Source organism: Embleya sp. NBC_00896, assembly GCF_045207785.1.
Classification (GTDB): Bacteria; Actinomycetota; Actinomycetes; order Streptomycetales; family Streptomycetaceae; genus Embleya.
On sequence record NZ_CP108777.1, the window covers coordinates 2,990,032 to 3,013,153 of the forward strand.

The 23,122-nt window shown below is 68.4% G+C and carries 10 protein-coding genes; 6 read left to right on the forward strand and 4 right to left on the reverse strand.

Features of this window, described 5'->3' with window-relative positions; all coding sequences use genetic code 11:
* Positions 1–480 precede the first annotated feature (480 nt).
* The gene (locus OG928_RS46855) at positions 481–5,187 is read right to left on the reverse strand and encodes an FG-GAP-like repeat-containing protein (RefSeq protein ID WP_331768121.1); all 4,707 of its coding nucleotides are present in this window, start codon (positions 5,185–5,187) and stop codon (positions 481–483) included.
* 463 nt (positions 5,188–5,650) lie between these two features.
* Between OG928_RS46855 and OG928_RS46860 the strand changes: the two genes are divergently transcribed.
* Entirely contained in the window at positions 5,651–12,577 is a 6,927-nt protein-coding gene (locus tag OG928_RS46860) for a polymorphic toxin-type HINT domain-containing protein (protein ID WP_331768122.1), read from the forward strand.
* Positions 12,574–13,122: a hypothetical protein gene (locus OG928_RS46865; RefSeq protein ID WP_331768123.1), complete on the forward strand. Its 549-nt coding sequence runs from the start codon at positions 12,574–12,576 to the stop codon at positions 13,120–13,122. The genes OG928_RS46860 and OG928_RS46865 overlap by 4 nt, the downstream gene beginning before the upstream one ends.
* A gap of 263 nt (positions 13,123–13,385) precedes the next feature.
* Here OG928_RS46865 and OG928_RS46870 read toward each other — a convergent pair whose 3' ends face one another.
* Positions 13,386–13,583 carry an IS3 family transposase gene (locus OG928_RS46870; protein ID WP_406292038.1) on the reverse strand — a complete coding sequence of 66 codons (198 nt, stop codon included), beginning with the start codon at positions 13,581–13,583 and terminating at the stop codon, positions 13,386–13,388.
* A 170-nt stretch (positions 13,584–13,753) separates the two neighbouring features.
* On the opposite strand from OG928_RS46870, the gene OG928_RS46875 reads away from it, so the two are divergent.
* The 3 genes from OG928_RS46875 to OG928_RS46885 all read left to right on the forward strand — a co-directional run bounded on the left by OG928_RS46875 (position 13,754) and on the right by OG928_RS46885 (position 16,871).
* The gene (locus OG928_RS46875; RefSeq protein WP_331768349.1) at positions 13,754–14,977 is read left to right on the forward strand and encodes an IS4 family transposase; all 1,224 of its coding nucleotides are present in this window, start codon (positions 13,754–13,756) and stop codon (positions 14,975–14,977) included.
* A gap of 186 nt (positions 14,978–15,163) precedes the next feature.
* On the forward strand, positions 15,164–15,361 hold the full coding sequence (locus OG928_RS46880) for an IS3 family transposase (protein ID WP_406292039.1): 198 nt from the start codon (positions 15,164–15,166) through the stop codon (positions 15,359–15,361).
* A 1,192-nt stretch (positions 15,362–16,553) separates the two neighbouring features.
* A complete protein-coding gene (locus OG928_RS46885; protein WP_331768124.1) occupies positions 16,554–16,871 on the forward strand; it encodes a hypothetical protein in 318 nt (105 codons plus the stop codon).
* A 65-nt stretch (positions 16,872–16,936) separates the two neighbouring features.
* On the opposite strand, the gene OG928_RS46890 is transcribed toward OG928_RS46885, so the two are convergent.
* A complete protein-coding gene (locus OG928_RS46890) occupies positions 16,937–19,381 on the reverse strand; it encodes a transcriptional regulator (RefSeq protein WP_406292040.1) in 2,445 nt (814 codons plus the stop codon).
* Positions 19,382–19,926: 545 nt separating this feature from the next.
* On the opposite strand from OG928_RS46890, the gene OG928_RS46895 reads away from it, so the two are divergent.
* On the forward strand, positions 19,927–20,085 hold the full coding sequence (locus OG928_RS46895; RefSeq protein WP_331768126.1) for a hypothetical protein: 159 nt from the start codon (positions 19,927–19,929) through the stop codon (positions 20,083–20,085).
* Positions 20,086–20,341: 256 nt separating this feature from the next.
* Here OG928_RS46895 and OG928_RS46900 read toward each other — a convergent pair whose 3' ends face one another.
* Positions 20,342–23,086 (reverse strand): Helicase associated domain protein, encoded by a 2,745-nt coding sequence (locus OG928_RS46900; RefSeq protein WP_331768127.1) that lies wholly within the window; start codon positions 23,084–23,086, stop codon positions 20,342–20,344.
* Between the last annotated feature and the right edge of the window lie 36 nt (positions 23,087–23,122).

The window sequence follows — 23,122 nt, forward strand, 5'->3', positions numbered from 1 at the left end:
TCGATGCAGCCGACGCCGCGACAGTCGCTGCGCCTGGTGGGGATTGGGGGGGCCGGTAGGTGGTCCGTCTGTCCCCGTGACTGGGACGGTTGGCCGATCCGAACTCCGCCCTACATTTGCGAACCGGTCCGGGATCAGGACGAGCTGCCTGTCCTTGTCGACGACGAACGCGATGGAGGAGCCGACCGGCCGCGGGGCCGGCGCGTCGTGGTCGGGGCCGCCGGCGTTCGGTGTCCTCGGGGGGTGTCCTCAAGGGTCTGCGGTTTCGCCCGTGCTTGCTGTCTCGTCCGGCTGCCGCGTTCTGCGGTGCGTGGACATGCTCGGCCGTTTCCGCGCCGGTGGTCGGTGTGCGCGTGGCCGCCCCGGTGTCGGCAGCCCCCACACAGCTGTTCGTCGTTTGTCGGTGGTCGTACCGCGGCCCCGCACCCGGTGTGGGTGAGGGGCCGCGGTGTGAGGTGGTGTCGCTACAGGCTTGAGCCGTTATGGGGTGAGGTTGGGGTAGGTGTGGAGGGTGCCGTCGTCCCAGATGGCGATGAGGTCGGCGTGGGGGTTGTCGTCGAGGTTGCCGGCGGTGATGTCGCGGATGGTGCTCCAGCTGTTGTTGGGCCATAGGGGGATGGCGGGGTTGAGGGCGGCGCCGTTGGTGGTGGTGCCGCGTCCGGTGTAGAGGTAGAGGTTTCCGGCGCCGCTGACGGCGACGAGGTCGGCTTTGCCGTCGGTGTTGAAGTCGCCTCCGGCGGTCAGGCGCATGCCCTTCCAGGTTTGGTCGGGCCACATGGAGATGGCGGGGCCGAGGTGGGTGTTGCCGTCGCCGGGGTAGAGCATGAGGCTGCCGTCGTCCCAGATGGCGGCGATGTCGCTTTTGCCGTCGTTGTTGAAGTCGCCGCCGGTGATGGCGCCCATGCCTTGCCAGCCGTTGTCGGGCCACAGGGGGACGCCGGGGGCGAGGGTGCCGTCGCCGTGGCCGGCGTACAGCCACAGGTAGCCGTTCATGCTGAGGCCGACGAGGTCGTCGTGGGCGTCGCCGTTGAAGTTGCCGGCGGTGATGGCGGCCATGCCCTGCCACCCGGCGTCGGGCCACAGCCCCGTGGGGGGCCTGAGGGTGCCGTCGGGGTTGGTGGCGTGCAGCCACAGCGAGCCGCTGTCGTCGATGGTGACGACGTCGGTGCGGCCGTCGCCGGTGAGGTCGGCGGTGGCGATGTCACGGTGGGGTGCGTAGGGGGTGTCGGTGGTGGTGCCGGGGATCCAGTGGACGTAGCCGTGCTGGAAGTCCTGGCGGCGGCCGCCGAGGAAGTCGTACTCGTTGCCGGTGGGGTATCCGAGGTAGCCGTTCTCGTATCCCAGGGCTGCCCAGCGTTCGCGGATGGCGCCGTACAGCGCCCAGGTCCCGGTGTCCCAGCTGAAGTACACGGATCCGGTGTCGGTGTCGGCGCCGGGGGTGCGGAAGTGGTTGTAGAGGCCGCCTCCGCCCGGGGTGGGCGTTTCGTCGGTGGAGGGGAATCCGAGGGGTCCGCGGACGCCTCCGGTGGCCTGCCAGCGGGCGTGGATGTTGCCGTGGAGTTCGTGGACGCCGGTGTTGTTGCCGTCGGTGATGGCGGCGGCCCCGGTGGAGGGGGTGCCGGTGAGGTGGGAGATGTAGCCGATCGGGGTGCCGGCGCCGTCCTTGACCTGGCTCACGTCGGAGACGGGGTAGCCCAGGGGACCGGCGGTGCCGCCGTCGGCGAGCCACTTCTCGCGGATGTCGCCTTCGATGGACCAGGCGCCGGTGTCGGGTGTCCAGTGGATGGACGCGTGTGCGGTGGTGCCGCCGGTGCTGTGCTGGAAGTTCGCGTACTTGCCGACGCTGTCGGGTTCGCTCAGGACGCCGGTCAGGGGCAGGCCGATCGCGTTGGCGGTGCGGAGCAGGTTGTATTTGGCCCAGATGGGTCCGCACAGCGCGATCGTGGTGGCGGGGTTGGTGCCGGAGGTCACGTCGTGGCATTCGGTCCAGGGCGTGAGGGTGTCGCTGATGAGGGTGGCGGGGGAGAAGGCGCTGCCGTCGAGGTCGGGGGTCTTGCCGAGGAAGAGGTAGAGGCGGCCGTCGCCGGCGCGGGCCCACAGGTCGACCTTGCCGTCGCCGTCGAGGTCGCCTTCGGAACGCAGTTCGGGGTAGGCGGTCTTGTCGATGTGTACGCCTGTGCCGGTGCCCAGGAGGGTGCGGGTGGCGTGGTTGCCCAGGGCGGCGACGTCGACGCTGTTGTCGGGGTTGCGCTTGGAGGCGTATTGGTAGAGGAGTCCGGTGTCGCGGTCGCGGGCCCACAGGTCGGGCAGGCCGTCGCCGGTGACGTCGCCGGGGGCGATGAGGTCGAGCTTGTCCCATCCCGTGGTTCCCAGGAGTGTGGCTCGTTCGAGGCCGTTGCCGTTGTCGCCGTGGAAGAGCCACAGCCGGGTGATCGGGTTCGCGGGGTCGGTGTCGTTGCGCTCGACGGTGAGCAGATCCAGACGGGAGGCGTCCGTCCCGTCGACCTTGGGGTCGACGTTGCCGGTGGCCAGGATCTGCTTGACCTGTTTCCAGTCGGGAGCGTAGGTGGTGGTGGCGCACTTGGTCAGCGGTGCCGTCGGGTCCACGCACAGGTTGACGGAGGGACGCAGGATCGTCTTGCGGCGGGCGCCTGCGGTGAAGTAGTAGCCGTTGGTGTCGGCGCCGTTGTTGAGGTAGAGGTACAGGCGTTCGTTGCCGTAGGCGAAGAGGTTGTCCCGCGGGAGGCCCGCGCCGCCGCGGTGGGTGACCAGCGCCCCGGACCAGGTGGATTTCCCGGCGGCGATCGCGGGGCCGTGCAGGGCGGGGGAGACGACCTTTCCGCCGGTGGCGGGGTCGGTGTCTGAGCCGTACATGCGCAGCGTGCCGCTGTCGTCGACGGTGACCAGGTCGGGGCGGTGGTCGCCGGTGATGTCGCCGAGCTCGACGGTGCGGGTGGGATCGCTGGCGACGTAGAACTCGTAGACGGCCGGCAGTGAGCGGTTCGTGGCGCGGTCGACGGTCTGCGCGTACAGGCGGTGGGTGCGCCAGTCGGAGATGCTCAGGCCGGTGATCGTCCAGGTGGTGACGCCGCCGGCCTCGCTCGTCTTGGTGGCGCGTGGGGCGCCGCCCACGGGGATGGTGGCGTCGAGGGAGTATTCGATGGCGTCGACGCCGGACTGGGTGTCGGTGGCGGCGGTGGTGGTGACCGTGAAGGTGCCGCTCTCGCCGACGGGCTTCCCGCTCCCGTTCACGGGGAAGTCGGTGCTGGTGATGGTCGGGGGCGCGGGCGCTGTCTTGTCGATGGTGAAGGTGCACCCGTCGACCCAGTCGGATTCGGAGTCGGTGTTGTGATCGCCGCTGTGGACGCCCCAGGTGTAGGTCTTCGCGTTCTGGAAGACGCCGGCCGGGACTTGGGCCGGGGCCTCGTGGCCGTTGGGGCCGTCGGATATCCAGCCGCTGTCCCACACCAGGGGGTTGCCGTTGCCGACCTCGCGGACGTGGAACTGCGCGTCCAGGGTCTGCTCGTCGTCCGCGTCGCCGAGGGTGGCGTACAGGGTCACCCCGTTGTGGGCGCCGATGTAGCCGCAGTTGTCGCCTCCGTCGCCGTTGACCGGTTCGGGCGTCATCCGCAGGTTGGAGGGGTTGTCGGGCTTGGTGTTGTAGGTGACGGTGAGGTAGGTGTCGGCCGCGACCTTGGAGAAGCGCTTGAACGCGGAGGCGTTGCTCTCGTTGCCGAAGAGCCCGAAGGTGAGGATCTCCTCGTCGGCGCGTTCGGCGACCTGCGGGGTGATGGAGAAGTCGGCCAGGCGGGTGCCGCATTGGCCGGTGGTGTTGGAGTTGGGGACCTGGGCGGTGGACCACAGTCCCCAGTCGCCGGGCTTGGTGTTCCAGGTGGTCTGCTCGGTGAGCGTGTTGGTGACCTGGTGCAGATACACGGGGTGGGTGGCGGTGTTCGCGCAGTCCCACGCGGAGGAGGTGACCTGGGTGGCGTAGAACTTGGCGTCCAGGATCTGCCGGCCGGGCAGGTTGAGCGCGACGCTGTAGTACGTCCGCTCGATGCCCTTCTCGGGCTCGAAGCCCTGATAGCCGACCCCGGGCTTGTACGTCTGGCTGGTGAAACCGGGCGTGTCGGGATGCGCGTTCCAGACCCAGTTCCACTTTCCGGCGTTCGACTTCTGGATCGGAGCCCAGCCCGGATCGATGTAGAGGGGGAACACCGTGTCCGGCGAGGCGAGCACGCCCCGGTCGGCGGCCAGCGTGAGAGCCCCCGCCGTCAGCGTGGTGTCCACGGGCGCGGTCGTGGCGAGAGCCCCCGGTGCGTCGGCCGTGGACACGAGTTCACTCTCGGGTATCGCCCCGGCGGCGGCCGCGTCGGTGCCCGAAGGCGCGGACCCGGACCTGCTCGCGCTCGGCTTCGGCGTGGTGCGCGAGTCCCACATGATCGGCGCGCCCGCGCGGAACGCGACCGACCCGTCCGCCGCGGTGGCGGCCAGGGAGCCGTCGGCGGCCTCGGTGACGGTGACGCCGTCGGTGGTCATCCCGAGCCTGAGCGTGGCGAGTTGGGGATTGCTCGCCGCCTGCGCGTTCTTGACGATCAGGGTGTGCGAGAACCCGCCCTGTTCGGTCGCGGTGACCTTGAGGTCGACGTCGGGCAGTACGGACGGATAGAGCGCGCCCTTCCCGCCGAGGACCGGCTGGGGGAGTGCGGTGGGCCAGGTGAAGGCGAGCTTGTGCCCGTCGTGGGTCATCGACGCGAGCAGATTCGTGCCGCCTCCGCCGAAGGCCAGGTCGGCGGTGGTGCTCGTAGGGCGCACGGTCCCGTCAGAGGCCCGGGCGAGCGTGGGGTCGAGCTCGCGCCAGGCCCCGGTCTTCTTCGTCCGGGAGGGCTCGACGGTGCGCTTGAGCGTCAGCGTTCCGTTCGGCTGGGCGGTGACGGTGTCCGTCGTCGTCGTGGACTCCGGCACGGCCACGGGCTGCCCCGTGCGCTTGGCCTGCTCGATCGCGGACGTCTGCGCGGCCTCAAGGGCGGCCGGTGTCCCCGCGCTCGGCGGTGTGTCGGTGCGGTTGTGGGGCGCGGCCGCGGCGAGGGCGGGTGAGGTGAGGAGGGTGCACGCGAGTGCGCCGGTGAGGAGTCCGCACACCGCCGCGGCGAGCCGCGGTCGGGTGCGGGGAGGCGGTTGCCTCATAGGGGATGGCTCCCGGGGTGGATGGGCGCGCGGCACGTCACGGCGCGTACGCATGGGCGCACGGAACCTACGGGTTGGCGCCGACACCGGCAACGACTTTGAACGGTGACCCAGTTCACACCCAACGGTCATGATGTCGACAAGGCTCTACGTGATCCCGATGTGATGCCCGCTTGTCCCCGTGTGGGCGACAACGGGTTATTCGCTGCCTTCGCGGACGCCCGGACCACCCCGAAAGTTGTAGTGACGGACATCACTCCATGGCCGGGAACTGCCGTTGCCGACAGGGGACTTCGACTCGTACGGTGCGCTCGGTCCATGATCTGTCCCCTGCTCGGGGGCGGGGTCTTTCCTGCTCTGCTGGGGGTTCGTCGTGCGTGGTCGGTCATGGGGATTCAAGCCCCGATGGGGACGAGGAACGCGCGCGGCGCGATTGGCCGTCGTAGGCGCCACGGTCTTGGCCATGACCGCCACGGTGGCCCCTGCTCAAGCGGTTCCGTGGATCAGGAACACCCCTGACGCGAACAGGTTCGCCCCTAGCAAGCCCGCCACGACACCCTCGATCCACGGCAAGAAGGCGACCCAGCCCAAGACGGCCCCGCTGACCGGTGACGGCCACCCCACCTGGAAGCCCGCCAAGACGACCTGGCCCAAAGTCGCCGAGACCGAGACCCTCGCGGCCCCCGCCTCCCCCTTCGTCGCGCGCGGCGGCTCCGCCCTTCTCGCGGCCCCCGCCGGCGGCAACGCCCCGGGCACCCCGATCTGGATCACCACCCCCGCCACCACGCCCCCCGGCCCACTGCGCACCGGAGCCCTCGCCGCCACCGGCACGACGCCCGCCGCCGCGCCCCGGGTCAAGGTCACCGTGGCCGACCACGCCGCAGCCGAGAACGCCGGCGTCGACGGCGTCCTGCTCTCGGTCCGCCGCGCCGACGGCGACACCGGCACCGGCACCGGCCGAGTGAGCGTCGGGGTGGACTACACCACGTTCAAGGACGCGTTCGGCGCCGACTGGTCCTCCCGCCTGACCCTGGTCGCCATGCCCGCCTGCGCCCTGACCACGCCCGCCCTGCCCGAGTGCCGCGTCAAGACCCCGGTCACCGGAACCCGCAACGACCGCGCCAAGCGCCGCGTGAGCGCCGACGTCGACCTCCCGGCAGGCAACGCGCCGACCGCCGGTTCGGCGAACGGCGCGATGGTGCTGGCGGCCACAGCGACGGCGTCGGGCCCTTCCGGTGACTACAAGGCGACCTCGCTTTCCCCGTCCGGCCAATGGTCGGCGGGCGGCAACGCCGGCTCGATGAACTGGACTTATCCCATCGGTGTGCCGCCCGCGCTCGGCGGCACCGCCCCGACGGTGAACCTGACCTACGACTCGGGAAGCGTCGATGGGCGGACGACCTCCACGAATAACCAGGCGTCCTGGGTCGGCGAGGGCTGGGAGTACTCGCCCGGCTTCGTCGAGCGCTCCTACCAGTCGTGCTCCAGGGACGGTCGTGACAAGTCGGGGGAGCGCTGCTGGTCCCCGCTCAACTCCCTGACCCTGTCCCTTAACGGCAAGTCCTCGACCCTGCTCCAAGACGACACCGACAAGACGAAGTGGCGCCTGCAGGACGACGCCGACTCGCGCATCGAACCTCTGACCGGCGCCGTCAACGGCGACGACGACGGCGAGCACTGGAAACTGACGACCGGCGACGGCGTCCAGTACTATTTCGGCGTCGGCCACAAGCCCGGCGGTGACAACACCGACCCCGCGACGAACTCGACCTGGTCCTCCCCGGTGTACGGCAACAACACCGGCGAGCCCTGCAACAAGGCGTCCGGTTTCGACGCGTCCTGGTGCCAGCAGGCCTGGCGCTGGAACCTCGACTACGTCGTGGACCCGCGCGGCGGCATGGTCACCTACTGGTACAACGCCGAGAAGAACCGCTACACCCGCGGCGCGGTGCTGGTCGGCTCCGGCACCCTGACCGAATACACCCGCGGCGGCACCCTCGCCAAGATCACCTACGGCTCGAAGAAGACCGACACCGGCAAGCCCACCGCCCAGGTCGTCTTCGACACTGCGGAGCGCTGTCTGCAGAAGGACGGCTTCGACTGCGCCCCGGCCAAGATGACCAAGGCCAACGCCGCGAAATGGCCCGACGTCCCCGTCGACAAGCAGTGCGCGACCACCGGTACGTGCGAACAGTACGGCCAGACGTTCTTCTCCACGCGCCGCCTGACGAAGATCATCACCCAGTCCCTGGTCGGCCAGACGTACCAGACGGTCGACGAGTACGCCCTCGACCAGGACTACCCGGACCCCCTCGACGGCTCCTCCCCGACGCTTTGGCTCAAGTCGATCACGCGCACCGCCTACGACGGCACGAAGAAGATCGACGTCCCCTCGGTCGACTTCACCGGCCAACTGATGCCCAACCGCGTCGACGCCGGCGGCGACCTCGCCCCGCCGATGAACCGCCGCCGCCTGACCGGCGTGACCAACGAGACCGGCGGCCAGATCACCGTCGCCTACAACCCGGCCGAATGCACCCCGGCCACGCTGCCCACCCCGGACAGCAACACCAAGGCGTGCTACCCGTCCTGGTGGAACTACGACGAGGACGCCGATCCGGTCCTGCACTGGTTCCACAAGTACACCGTCGCCCAGGTCACCGAACACGACATCACCGCCTCCTCCGGGCCCGACCGCCTCACCCGCTACGAATACGTGGGCGACGCCGCGTGGCACCGTGACGACGCGGAACTGACCGAGGACAAGGAAGCGTCCAAGCCCAAGTCCAAGGACCGCCGCACCTGGAACCAGTTCCGCGGCTACGGCCAGGTCGTCACCCGCACAGGCGTCGCCCCGGACGCCGTCACCCAGGCGGCCACGTTCTACCTGCGCGGCATGGACGCCGACATCAAGAAGGACGGCACCCCGCGCGCCGTCACCCTCACCGACTCCACGGGCGAAACCCTCGTCGACGCCGACCACCACGCCGGATTCGCCTACGAGAGCCAGACGTTCACCGGCGACGGCGGCACCATCGTCGCCAAGACGCTCAACACGCCGTTCTCCTCCGCGGTCACCGCCACCCACAACCGCGTCCGCGGCCTGCCCGCGCTGACGGCCCGCCGCACCGCGACCGAGAAGACCCGCAACCTCGGCCTCCTCGCCGACGGCACAACGTGGCGCGAGACCTCGAAGACCACCACGTTCGAACCGGAACACGGCCTGCCGACCGAGATCTCCGACCGGGCGGACGACCTCGACGAGTACTGCACCCGCACCACATACGCACACAACACGAGCGTGTGGATCATCGGCAAGCCCACCGAAGCCGTCTCGGTCCGCGGTGCCTGCGACACCGCCGCGACCGAGGACCGCGTGTACGCCTGGTCGCGCACCCTCTACGACGACCAACCACTGGGGACCGTGGGCGCCGTGGGCGATACCACCTCGACCCAGGCGGTCACCGAATACAGCAGTGACGGCACCCCGAACTGGGTCACCACGTCCACCGTGGAGTCGGACGGCTACGGGCGCGTCACCAAGGCCACCGACGCGGAGAACAAGGTCACCACGACGGCCTACCAGCCGGCGACCGGAACCCTGCCCACCACCGTCGCCGTCACCGGCCCCACCGGTTGGACCGCCACCACCGACTACGCCGGTGCCCGCAACCTGCCGGTCAAGGCCGTGGACGTCAACGGCCTGGTCGTGGAACAGGAATACGATGCGCTCGGCCGCTTGATCGCGGTCTGGAAGCCCGGACGCTCCAAATCGGACGACGCCGACCTGCAGTTCGCGTACGCGCCCAGCAAGACCGGTCCCTCCGTGGTGACATCGCGGAGCCTGATGTTCGACGGCTTCCAGTACAGCGTTTCCCACCGGATCCTCAACAGTTTCCTCCAGGAGCGCCAGACACAGAGCACCACCGCCGCCGCGGAACCGGGGCATCGTTTGATCAGCGACACGTTCTACGACACCCTGGGTCGCCCATCCAGGACCACCGCGCCCTACCACAACGCGGACGCCGGCCCGGAAACCACCGTCTTCGTCCCCGACGAGGGCAGCCTCACCAACCAAACCTCGGTGGACTACGACGGCATGGGCCGCACCACCGCGCAGGTGTCCTCGTACCAGGGCATCGAACTGTGGCGCACGACCACCGCCTACACCGGCGCCGACCAGACCAGCGTCACCCCGCCCGCGGGCGGCACCGCGACCCTGGCGAAGACCGACGCCCGCGGGAAGACGAAGGAACTGCGCGAGTACAACGGCCCGACTCCCACCGGCACCGACTTCACCACGATCACCTACACCTACGACCCCCGCGAGCAACTGCAGTCCGTCACCGACGGCGGCGGCAACACCTGGACGTACACGTACGACTTCCTCGGCCGCAAGACCCACACCGAGGACCCCGACAAGGGCCCCTCCGACACGCGCTACGACCTCGTCGGCCGCGTCACCGGCACCACGGATGCCCGCGGCCAGAGTCTCGCGTACACCTACGACGCGCTCGGCCGCAAGACGGGCCTGTACAAGGACGCCGTCGCCGACACCAACCTGCTCGCCGACTGGACCTACGACCGTCACGCGAAGGGGCAGGCGGACGGCTCCTCCCGTTACGTCGGCGGCAAGAGCGGCGCGAAGTACACGACCGAGATCATCGGCTTCGAACCCGGCACCTACCGACCCACCGGAAACCGCGTCACCATTCCCGCCGCCGAGGGCAAACTCGCCGGGACCTACGAGACGAGCACCGAGTACGAACCCCTCCTCGGCCTGCCCATCCACACCCAACTCCAGGCCCATGGCGGCCTCCCCGCCGAACGCCTGTCCTACTACTACAACGACGGCGGCCTCCTCAACGGACTCAACGGCGAAGGCCCGAGCCCGTACCTGCAGTTCGCCGACTACGACGCCTTCGGCCGCAACACCGCCACGACCCTGGGCGGGTTCCCCCGACAGGCCGCGTTCTCCAACACGTGGGACCCGGCGACCGGCCGCCTGCTGGGGACGGCTTGGGAGCGGGAAGGAGTGACACCGCGAATCGTGGATGCCACCTCCTACACCTACAAGCCCAGCGGCGACGTCACCTCCATCAAGACCCTTCGCGACGGCGGCGCCACCACCGACACCCAGTGCTTCACGTACGACGGCGCCCGCCGCCTGAAGCAGGCCTGGACCGACACCGCCGGCACCGACACCCCGGCCCTCCCACGCGCCGCCGGCCTCGGCGCCTGCACCACCCAGACCCCCACTCCGACCACGGTCGGCGGCCCGGACCCGTACTGGCAGACCTTCGACTACGACGTCGTCGGCAACCGCACCAAACTCGTCGAGCACGACGCGACCGACGACCCGACCAAGAACGTCACCACGGAGTACGGCTACCGCGCGGGCGCCCAACCCACGAACCGCACCCACCGCCTGGACACGGTCACCCTCAAGACGGGCACGCGCGAAGCCGTCACCACCGGCCTGACCTACGACCCGAACGGCAACACCAAGACCCGCCCCGGCGCCGACGCAAACCTCCAGACCCTCACCTGGAACGAGCAGGACAAACTCACCACGGTCGCCTCCGCGACAAGCACGAGCACCTACCTCCACGACGCCGACGGCAACCGCATCATCCGCCGCGAGAACGGCAAGACGACCCTCTACCTCGGCGGCGACGAACTCACCACCAAAACCGACAACACCGGCCCGGTCATCGGCACCCGCTACTACCCCACCGGCGGCGGCACCACCGTCGTGCGCACCGGGACCGGGGCCATCACGTACATGGCGTCCGATCACCACGGCACCGCCAACAGCACCCTCGACGCCGCCACCCTGACCGCGACCCGCCGCCAGTCGAAGCCGTTCGGCGAGGCCCGTGGCCCCCAGCCCACCCAGGCCAACGGCCAATGGCCCGACGACAAGGGCTTCCTCGGCAAGCCCATGGACTCAACCGGCCTCACCCACGTCGGCGCCCGCGAATACGACCCGAGCCTGGGCCGGTTCGTCAGCGTCGACCCGATCATGGACCTGACCGACGCCCAACAGATGCACGGCTACACCTACAGCCGAAACAGTCCCACCACCTTCAGCGACCCCACCGGCCTGGACTACTGCCCCAGCAGCATGTGCCCGGGTGGCGTTCCGCCGTACAACAACGCCGGGCACGAGGGAGCAGCCGCCGAACGCAACGGCGGCGCCAGCAGCGCGGAAACGGATCCGGGCAACCGTCCAGTCCCGACCTCCAAGCCCCTGTCCTCGAAGGATAAGGACTACAGGTATAAGGCCATCAAGAACATGGGGTACAAGGGAAGCCCCGAGTACACCTGGCGGGAAGCCCTCCAGTGGATTCAGCAGGACATAGGAGGTACGACCGCGCTGAACGTCCTGTGCGGACAACTGTGGGGCGGCGACGAAGACGGCAACGCCTCATGCACGGGCCGACCGAAAAGCGAGCCCATATCACTCATGGGCGTGCTCAAAGAAATCACGGGATACAACGACGCGGTCGACTGCACCCATGGAAGCTGGTCCGGATGCGCCTGGACCATCGCCAGCATCATTCCGGTGGGCCGTCTCGTGCGAGGAGGCAAGGTCGGAGCGGAAGCAGCGCAAGTTGCAAGAAAGTGCAACAGCTTCCTACCTGACGCCGGGATTCTCATGGCGGACGGCACCACCAAGGCGATCCAGGACGTCAAGCCGGGTGACACCGTCCTCGCCACTGACCCTGAGACGGGGGAAAGCAGACCCCGCACCGTCCTGGCCTCGATCACCACCGAGGACGACAAGGACTTCGCCGACGTCACTGTCGAGACCGACCAGGGTGACGCCTCCATCATCGCCACGACCCACCACCCCTTCTGGGTTCCCAGCGTCGAACAATGGGTGGACGCTGGCGATCTCAAGCCCGGTCAATGGCTCCAAACCCCCAATGGGACCTGGGTTAAAGTCGAGAAAATCCGCTTGTTCGGAGAACGGGCGCGCACGCACAACCTCACCATCGACGACATCCACACGTACTATGTGCTGGCAGGGCAGACTCCGGTACTTGTTCACAACAGCAACTGCGGAATTGGTCGGGAGCTGATCGGTGACAAGACGTCGGATCACATCCTTGATGGTCACAGGTACCCGGGGGCGGCAGGTAAGGGCGCTTTCCCGGAGGGGTGGTCTGATAACCAGATCCTGGATGCTGTTGCTGACGTGGTGACGAGTCCAAATAGCCAAAGGACCTGGTACAAGGGATCTGCTGTGCACGCAGAGAGAACCCTGATGACCAGGAAGGGCGAACCTGCGGTGCAGAATGTGATCGGGACCGTGGGAGGGGTGAGAATTCTGGTGCGTTACGAACCTCTCACCGGAAAGGTGCTCACAGCGTTCCCACAGTGAGGAAAAAACTCAATCGATCCGTGTGTGGCATCTTCGATGATTGGAGGATCATGGAGAGAAATGCGAATCTGATGGAAATGTTGCATCGCCTGGATGATCCCGAATGGCCAGAAGCGCCGGCTGACTACGATGCAGCCGATGCTGCAGCTTCATTCAGCCGTCTGGCTGTGCAGGTTGGTTCTCGCTTCTCGACGCGCTGTGAAATCGATCGAGACATCCAGGACTCCGCTCAGTACGGACGAATCGAAGTGTCGGGGGAATCCACAGTTTGCGGGACGAGGATCGTTGTCCTGGTGAGCAAGTTCAAGCCATTGGCAATGGTGGCGGCCGATAACCCTGGCGCCTTCTTGGGTACGGATGAAGCACGCGCTGAAGGCGAGCTCGACCCGAGTGACCTTGAGAAGATAGAGCAAGTTCTTGCTGGATCGGGGTACGTTGCGATTCCGGAAGAACTTCTCGCAAGTCGCTATGACGGATCCACCCTCCTACGTTTCCACGGTTCTGGGGAGCCGAGTTGGTGGGACCGGTTCTTCGGTTCTTTCTGATGGATCTCAAGTAAGGGGTTCCATAGCGTTGGGCGCTTATGGGTCGCATGGGATTCGATATCCGATTCGACCCGGTCGCGCCATGAGAAGGGCCATGCAGTGGCAAAGATTAGCCCCGCCGAGCTGTGCTTGGCGGGGCTAATCTGATGTTTGACGGCAGTAGTTGACGGCAACGTCAGCGGACGCCAGCGGCGTAGGGTGGCGGTTCATCGCTGTGAGTGTGAGGGGCCCCGCGTTTTTCGGACAGAGTTCTGACTGTCAGTTCATGTGGCGAGTCGCAACTCTTCAAACTCGGCGTGTACTTCGCGCGGAGGGCGGTAACCCACGGCCGAGTGAAGGCGTTTGCGATTGTACCAGAATTCTATGTACCGGGTGATGTCCCGCCGGGCCGATTCGCGGGTCGGATAACTCACTCGCGAGACCCGCTCGTTCTTCAAGGCCCCGAAGAAGGACTCGGCCATGGCGCAATGCCGTTTAGCTAAGAAAGTCGGCCGTTGAGTATCCACATATCCACAGGTGCTTGCGGTGTGTAGATATGAAAAATTGGAATCGATTGAGATCCTGTGTTTGAGTGGCCTATCTTGCCGGTGTGATCCAAGATTTAGGCGACGAGATTTCCGTGTCGTCTTCCATGACCGACCATATCGGCGTCGGCGTATTGACTCGCCTCGTGCCACGTGAGCTCGTGGATGAGGTTGTAATCTCTCGGGACAGGAAAGAGCAGCGGAACGGCAAGCTGCCGGCTCGCGTGATGGTCTATTTCGTCATGGCCTTGGCGCTTTTCTATGGAGATGGTTACGAAGAGGTCATGCGTAAGCTCGTCGATGGGTTGCGCTATATGGGCACGTGGCGACGCGGATGGAGTGTGCCGACTCCGGGCGCGTTGTGTCTGGCACGGCAACGACTGGGTTCGGAAGTGATGCGCGATTTATATGAGCGTGTAGCGGTCCCATGCACAATGCGCTCAACGCAAGGCGCGTGGGTGGGCGGGCGCAGGTTGATGTCTCTGGACGGATTCGGCATGGAAGCCCCTGATAGCGAGGAGAACGCCGCGTACTTTGGCTATGCGGGCAAGAAGGAACGCTGCACGTTCCCCTTCGTGCGACTCGCCGGTCTGGCCGAGTGTGGAACGCATGCCGTTGTTGCCGCGGAGATCGGCTGCAAGGGCGAGGGCGAGGAGACGCTGGCCGGTCGAATTCTTTCCTCAGGGGTGATCGAGCCCGGAATACTCGTGATGGTCGACGCCGGCCTGTACAGCTACCGGCACCTTCGCATGGTTCTCGACGCCGGAGCCGACGCGCTGTTTCGTGTTGGAGCCAACGTCCATCTGCCGATTATCAAGTGGCTTCCCGACGGCTCGTACCTGACCTACATCGCCGATTCCGATGAGAAACGAAAGGCGTCGACCAAAATCCGTTCCGGGCGGATCAGGGTCACGGATCTGGCAGGGTTCTATGCACGTGTTGTCGAGTACGAGGTTCCGGACAGGGGAGATGGCGACGAGTTGATCGCTCTCGTCACCAATGTCCTCGATCCCAATGATCTCAACGCTGTCGATCTGGCCACTGCATATCACGAACGGTGGGAGGTCGAACTGGTAGTGGATGAACTAAAAACTCATCAGCGCGGGCCGGCGGTGATCCTCAGATCGAGAAAACCGGACCTTGTCAAACAAGAGGTATGGGGGATGTTGCTCACTCATTACGCAATCCGCGACCTCATGCGGGAGGCGGCAGACCAGGCCGACCTCGACCCCGACCGGATCTCGTTCGTCCGCTCCCTCCGCGTAGTGCGCCGCCAGGTCTCGAACCAGGCGGCTTTTTCCCCCTCAGCGGCTCGCAGAGAGGCTCGCTGAGGCGATCGAAGAAATCACCGAACGACCGAACCCAGAACGACGGCAACGCTCCTGTCCCCGCGCACTGAAGAGGCCAAGACATAACTCGTACCGGGTAAAACGAGAAGATGACAGCAACATCACCCATGACTCGCCGCCAACGATCCGCCTACTCATCCCGGCCGCTTAGCTAAACGGCATTGCGCCATGGCCGAGTCGTTCTTCGGAGCCCTGAAGAACGAGCGGGTCTCGCGCATGAGTTACCCCACTCGCAAGGAAGCCCGGCGGGACATCGTCAGGTACATCGAATTCTGGTACAATCGCAAACGTCTTCACTCGGCCGTGGGTTACCGTCCCCCAGGCGAAGTACATGCCGAGTTCGAGGAGTTGCAACTCGCCGCATGAATTGACGGTCAAAACCCTGTCCGAAAAACGCGAGGCCCCTCATGGTCGCCACCGCGCGGGTCCCGGGCCGCCCCGCGTCCGTGTACAACGCATGCAACGCCACCACCAGCTCCCGCCGCGCACTCGCCGGCAACCGCTGCTCGTCCGGCATTCCGATCGCCATCCACGCCCCCCGCCGCCCCGCACGCCAATTCCTGCCAAGTCTCGTACACCACAACCCGCTTGCGCAGGCGGAACGAAGACCTGCCCGCGACCGGCCGCGTAGGTAACACGTGCCCGTCCCGCCCACCCTCGTGCGTCGGCACGACCCGCACACCCCCGACCCGCCCACGATGGAACAAGCGGTACGGGCGTGTGGACACCGGGCACTTCCCCGGCCGAAGCCCTGTGGCTGCCCCTGAACGCGCAGCCGCCCCGCGTGCGCCTGGCCCAGCTGGTCGCGGCCGCGTCCGCGTCGGCCGCACCCGGGCGAACCCGGCCCGCCGCGCCACCGGCGGCAAACGCCTGGTCCGAGGACGACGAGGCCGACCCGCACCGAGTGGGACGCGGTGGTGCACCGGCCGCGCCGCCGCCGTGACGACCCGTACGCCTGATCGGGTTGAGCGGCCATCGTCATAGCCGCGACGAAGCAACTAGAACGGAGCGCTTCCGTACCCCTCAATCGGCATAGTCGTCATCACGCCCATACGGGCGACATAGTCGAGGGGCCTGAAGCTGGCCTCTCCTCTGTCCGTTCTCAGGCGGCACGTGTCGTGGTCGTGCAGTACCGAGAAGTTTTCGTTCGGGTCGAGGGCTGTCACTGTGCCTCCCCACCACTCGTTTCCAGGCTCTCCGGAACGCTTTCGGAGGTGCGCATCGACTGGGATTGTCGTTGAACCAGCGACGATGACGGCCTGGTCGTCGTCGTACGAAAAATTCTGCATGGACATACGGCCAGTGTTGCCAGCGGCCTGCGTCAGCGCACTTTGTACTCGGCACATCTCCACATCGGATCGCGACGCCGCCTGATCGGAGCGAGTGATTCCGATTGACCCCATGATCGAATGTATGTACGAGAGCGACCCGGACGGCACTCCGGCGTGGGAGCCGCCGAGCCGGTTCGCGCGCGATCGCCGAGAGCGCTGGCACCCGGCTCCGGGGCCGGGACGGGACCGCGCCGCCGGGGTGGCCCCGGGGCGTCCGCCCGCCCGGCGTGCCCGGCTGGGAAGACACCGCCGCCGCGTGGCTGTTCGACCTGTGCCCGCCCGGCTACCGGGGCCACGACGTGTTGCGGAAGCACCCGTTGTTCCTGGCCCGGATGGCACGACAGCACGTGTCGGCCGCGCTCGCCGCGGCGCGGCACGGGTACGGCACCGCGCGGGCCGAGATCGGCCCGACGCTCCCGGCCGCCGAGGTCGACGCGATGCTGCGCGTCTACGAGTACGAGGGAACGCGCGCCGCGGCGACCGAACACGCGGTCCGCCTGGTCGAGGAAGCCCTCGGCGGGGAGCGGTGGGAACCACGCCTGTGATGGCGTCGGTTGCCTACCATGTTGCCGTTCGTATTGCCACGCCCGAGCGCCTTGGACGACTTCTCTCACATCTCGTCCGTTGCATCGAAGCCACGCTGCGACCACACCCGCAAGCGTTTGACGCCGTCGTGGTCGCCCGCCGTTTGCCGCAACCGAGCCAAGATCATCAGCACATGCCTGTCTCCGGCCTCGACCGCTTCGCGGGCCAGGCGCTCCGCGCCCATGTGATCGCCCGCCTTCTCTCGCGACTCTGCCAGGGATGACAGGCCATAGGGATGTCCTTTGCTGGCGGCTTGGCGGGCCAGGTGTTCGGCGCCCCCATGGTCGCCCGCCTTCTCTCGTGACTTTGCCAGGGATGACAGGGCATAGGGATGTCCTTTGCTGGCGGCTTGGCGGGCCAGGTGTTCGGCGCCCCCATGGTCGCCCGCCTTCTCGCGCAGCATGGCCAGCCCTGCGAGAGCCTCAAGGCTTCCCGCGTCGGCGGCTTCGCGGTACAGGCGCTCGGCACCCTCATGGTCGCCCGCCTGCTCGCGTAGCGCGGCCAGCCACGTCAGTGCCTCAAGGTTCCTGGTGTCGGCGGCGTCGCGGTACAGGCGCTCGGCGCTTTCATGGTCGCCTGTCTTCTCCTGCGGCGCGCCCAGCCACGGCAGTTCCCCAAGGTTCCCGGTGGCGGCGGCTTCGCAGGCCAAGCGTTCTGCGCTCTCTTGGTCGCCTGCCTCATCCCGCAGCGCGGCCAGCCGTGTCAGTGCGTCAGTGTTTCCCGCGTCGGCGGCTTCGCGGTACAGGCGCTCGGCACCCTCATGGTCGCCCGCCTGCTTGCGCAGCGCGGCCAGCCGCATCAGTGCCCCAACGTCCCCAGTGTCGGCGGCTTCGCGGTACAGGCGCTCGGCGCCCTTGTGGTCGCCCGCCTGCTCGCGCAGCATGGCCAGGTCCCTAAGTACCTCCGGGTGACCGATGCCAACGGCCCTGCGGGCCAAATCTTCAGCACCCTGATGATCGCCTGCCTGTTCCCGTAGTTCGGCCAACCATGACAGCGAGTAGAAGTATCCAGCGTCGGCGGCTTCGCAAGCCAGGTGTTCGGCGGCCTTGCGATCGCCCGCCCTCTCTCGAGCTGTGGCTGCCCACATCAGCGCGTTGAGGGAGCCGGCGTTGGTGGCTTCGCGGGCCAGGCGTTCAGCGCTCGCCGAATTCCCTGCATCCGCCTGTACCAGAACCAGCCGTTCCAGTGCCTCAACGTCTCCGGTGTCGGCAGCTTGGCGGTACAGGCGCTCGGCGCTCTCAAGGTCTCCCGCCTCGTGTCGCGAACGGGCCAGTGCGGTTCGTCCGCGTGGATCGCCAGCGTTCGCTGCCTTCGCGTAGAGGTGTTCGGCGTGGCGGAGGCGGAGCCTGTCGTATGCGGCGTGGGCGAGGTTGAGGTCGTCGTCGGTGGTGTGGGCGTGGTCGTGGGCGGCGGTCCAGAAGGAGGTGCTTGGGCACCGGGAGGCGCGGGTGCGGCGGGCGTGTTGTTCGAGGTAGTCGGCGAGGCGGTAGGTGGGTCCGTCGCCGGTGGCGTCGCGGGTGCGTCTGCGGGGTCGGATGCGGGTCAGGGGTGCGGTCGCGCCGTGGACCCGTTCGGTGGTGTGGGCGAGGGCTTGTTCGAACCAGTCGTCGTCGAGGGTGTCGGATTCGTGGTCGGTGAGGTAGGCGTCGGCGGCGTCCTCGAGGAACGCCTGTCGCAGGACGGGTCCGTGGCCGAGGCGTCGGGCGTCCATCGCCGCTTCGAGTACCGCCCGGGCGGCGGCCGGCGCCAACTCAAGGCGTTTGAGCAGCGCGAGTGCCCCCGCCAGATACTGCGTGACCCGCCCGTCGTCACCGGCCGCCAGGGCGTTTACCAACCGCGGATCCTCCACGGCGCGTTCTCGGACGGCGTCCAGGTCGGTGCCGGTGAACGCCTCCGGAACCCGCAGATCGGTGCCCAGCAGGGCCCGGGCCTGGGCGTGCGGATCCGGCGTCCCAGCCGCGGGGGTGGCGGTCAGGGTCGTCCAGTGGGGGTCGGGCCACAGCGTCGCCAGCACCAGCACCGGGCCGCGGGACCGGTCGCGTAACAGTTCACGCACCTCGGCCGCGACACGTTCGCCGACCCCGTCAGCTCCCAGGTAGAACTGGGCCTCGTTCAACCACACGACTGTGCGCGGCCCGACGGCCGACAACTCGGCCAAGGCGGCCTCTGGCCGTCCGGGGGCGATGGGATGCCACAACCGCCACCCGTCCGGCACACCCCGGAGTGCCTCCCAGCAGGCGCGGGTCTTGCCGGTGGAGGACCCGGCCACCAACGTGACCATCACGCTCTTCCCGCCGACCGCGCGGTCGACCTCCTTGCGCAGCGCCAGGTCGTGGGCACGGGGCACGTACACCGGCAACAGCGGCAGCCGGGCCCGCGTGTGTTCGGGGGCGTCGATCGCGCGGTGCACCTCCAACGCGAACGGATCCGTGAATTCGCGGACCGGCCGCCCTGCGAAGCCCTCGCCCACGACCGCGGGTTCGCGGTTGCGGGGTGTGGGGGCGTCCGGCGGGGCAGCGTTCACGCACGGCCGCGCCGCGCAGGTGTTCCCAGGCTGCGGTCGTTATCGCGACGTAGGTGTGGTCGCGGCGGGTGGCCTCGTGTTCCAGCCAGGTCACCAGGAACGCGAACCGGTCGGCATCGTCCGGTACGGCCTGCCCTGTGAACCATTGACCGAGGGAAGTGGTGTTCAGCTTCACTGCGGGTCGTTGCCCGGCGCCTCGGCGAACGAGTGTCGCGTACGTGGGCGACCCGGCCCGCTCCCACAGCTTCCTCAGCGACCGCGCCAGTTCCGCCGCCTTGCCGCCCGTATCCCCCATCACGAACCCGACCTTCCCGACCCGACCCGTCCGGTCCGGATCCGGTCCGGACGACCACCGGATAACCCACGCCCCCGGACCCAGCAGCCTAGAGACGGACGACCGGCCCCGGGGTGGTCGCCGGAGAAACGTCCGTGGGCGCTCGATGGGACGACACGAACCCACCCGGGGTTCGCACCCACTCGGGGAGACCACCGTGAACGACGACCAGCCGGCCAACAACGCGACCACCGCGAGCCGAGGCCGCCTCATGCGCGTCGGCCGATCCCTCGCCGCAAGCACCGCGCGGGGTCTGGCCACCGGCGCTGGCACCGCAGCCGGTACGTGGGTCGTGTGGTGGATCACCCACCACTGACCCGTCGCAACGCTCGGCGCCGTCGCGGAAGCTGCGGTCGGTGTCCGCTGTTGTTCGTGCTGGTCGCGGGCGGCGCCGGTGTCGTGCCGACCGGCGCCACCCGTTCCCGGCCCGGCGGCCTCGGGGGATGGGCGCGGATGGTTCGCCCGAACGAGGCAAACCCGCCGCCCCGACGCGGGCGAATTCCTCCAGTCGGCGTCACCGCGCGCTCGGCGAGCGTGACATCGGGCCCCGAACCCGGGTCCGGTGCCCGAAGTCAGGTCCATCTCATGCCGAGTGTGGAGAGGGCGTCGAGCCGCTCGGGCGGGTAGGTGGCCCGGCGTTGCCGCGCGTTGGCGAGGGCGATCCCGAGTTTGACCTGGTGTGCCTCGCCGCCGTGTTCGACCGCTTCGACGTGCTTGCGCGGCACGGTCAGATGCCCCTCGCGCTCCCGGAACGCCGTCGCTGCGGCGAGGGTGAGCGTCCACCGGTCCGCCCGCGCCGCCGACGCCACCGCAGCGGGCTGCGCGTTCTGTTCGGTGACGTCGACGCCGACCTCGGCCAACGCGGCCCGCTGCGCGGGCGTCAGACTCTCCGCGCTGCGTCGTTGCCGCTGGAGCCAGGCTCCGACGTCTTCGCCGCCGATGGTGTGTCCGGGCACCAGGTCGTCGACGCGGCCGCCGGCTTCGGTGTGCAGGCGTACCGCGGCGAGCATGCGCTGCCAGTCCAGGGACCACCGCTTTGCCGGGTCGTCGCGTCCGGCGGGGTTCCAGTCGGGGTCGATCGCGGCCAGGCGTGCCCAGCGTTCGCGCCACCGGTCGGGGTTCCTGCGGGTCTCCAGCGGGCGTCGGCAGTTGGCGAGGAATTGCCCGACGGGGTAGCCGTTGATCGCGGCGGGTTTGGGTGCCGCGAGGTGTCCGTGGACGGCGAAGTACGCGCGGCTTATGGCGAGTCCGTCCTCGAAGGCGGTGTCGTCGGTGTTCCACACCATGCCCAGCCGCTCGAGCAGCTCGATGCGGTGCGGGGTGATCGATCCGGCCGCCCGGGCCCGTCGCTGGTCGCCGACCCATTGCCCGATCGGGTAGGACGTCCCGGTCTCGGTGTCGTAGTCGATGCTCTCCAGCGGGACCCGCAGGTGGCCGTGGGCCGTGTGCCAGCGTTTGGCGGCGTGGTAGCCGCGCCGCCAGTCCCGCCGTTCGGGGTTGATCACGCGCAGGTTGATGAAGTCGCGCAGGAGGGTGGGGTCGCGGTCGGTCATGAACCGGACGAGGAACCGCTCCTCGACGCCGGCGTCGTCCTGGTCGCCGTCACCGGGCTCGACCTCGTCCTGGTCCTCGATGTGCTCGCCGGCGTCGGCGGTTTGGCGGTCGGTGTCCTCGATGTCGATCGCCCGCGCCCAGGTCTTGGGTCCGCTGGGTGCGGGTGTGGCGAGCATGTCCAGGACGCGGGCGTCGTGCGCAGCCAAGGCGTGCAAGGTGCGGACCAGAGGGTGGTAGCTGTCGGAGACGAGCATGTCGTCCGGTCGTTCCCCGGGGGCGAGGAAGACGGGAACGATGATGGTGGCGGTGCGTCCCTCGCCCGGGTGTTGGCGCAGTGCCCGGCCGATGGCCTGGACGATCTCCACGATGCTGAACTTGGGGTCCATGAACGCCACCGCGTCGGCGCGCAGGTCCACGCCTTCGGCCAAGACGCGGACGTTGCTGAGCACCGCGCGCCGGGCGATGGTCCCTTGTGCGTCGGCGCGTTGGACGAAGCGGGTCAGGACGTCGCGGCGGTGGTCGTTGGGGTGTTCGCCGCTCAACCAGTCCGCCCACACCAGTTCGGGGTGACGCCCCGGGTCGTCCCGGTGCAGGTGCGCGGCGACGTCGGGCAGGCTCGCGGCGCAGGCCTGGGCCTCCATCGTGCGGGAGTGGTAGGCGATGACTGTGTCCAGGTCGTCGTCGGCTGCGGCGCGTAGGACGGCGGTCTGGAGCGCGACCAGGCGTGCGGCCCGGTATTGCTCGACCTCTTCGATGCGGCGTCGGCCGAGGCCTCGGTTGAGGTCGCTGCCGGTGGTCAGCGAGAGCTCCTGGACCTCCGGGTCGGTGATCTCCACGACGACGACCCTCGGCCTCGCGATCAGGCCCATGCGGGCCCCCGCGGCGAGTTCCAGGCGGTGGACGACGGTGCCGAAGATCGCCTCGTCGTCCATGGACGCGACCGCGCGGGCCGGCAGGGCCGAGTGCACGGGCCGGCCGCCCCGTACGCGGACCGGCCGATCGTCCTCGCCTTCGTCGTCCCACTCCCGGTCCGGGGCGTCGCCGCCGGCATCGTTGCGGCCGGCGGCGAGGTCGGGGTCCTCCCACACGTCGTCCTCGGCCAGGGCCGGGGGCAGTTCGGCGTCGGTGTCCGACGTGCCGGCTTCGCTGTAGGCGCTGTTCTCGGGCGGCTCCCAGACGCGAGGGGTGGCGGTGAGGTAGAGGCGTCGTGTGGCGGGGAGTCGGGTGTTGTCGTGGACGGCGGCCCATTCCTTCCCGATGGATCCGCTGGTGCGGTGCGCCTCGTCGACGATCACGAGGTCGAACCCGGCCAAGGCAAGGCCGTAGGCGCCCTTGTGGGCGGTCAGGACGGCGCCCAGCGACTGGTAGGTGGCGTACACGGTCAGCAGCCCCGCATCGGCCGCCCACAGGGCGATTCGCGGGGCGCTGGTGGTGCATCGCACCCCGGCTTCGTCCAGGGTGCGGTCGCCGGCGAGGGAGCACACGGCGATCTGGGTTCCGGTGGTGCGTCCGGCGTTTCGCCAGGCGGTGACGGTCTGGGTGAGGAGGTCGAGGGTGGGGACCAGGACCAGCACCCGCCCGCGTGGGGCGAGGGCGGCGGCCACGGCGGCGGCGATCCTTGTCTTCCCGGTGCCGCAGGCCATCACCGCGGTGGCCCGCGCGCCGCCGTGCGGCCCATCCGGGACCGCGTCGCTGTCGGGGTTTTCCAGGGCGCGGACGATGGCGTCGACGGCTTCGCGCTGGTGCGGGCGCAGGGTTGACACGGGCCGGCGCGCTGGGTGCGGTGCGGTCTCGGGTGG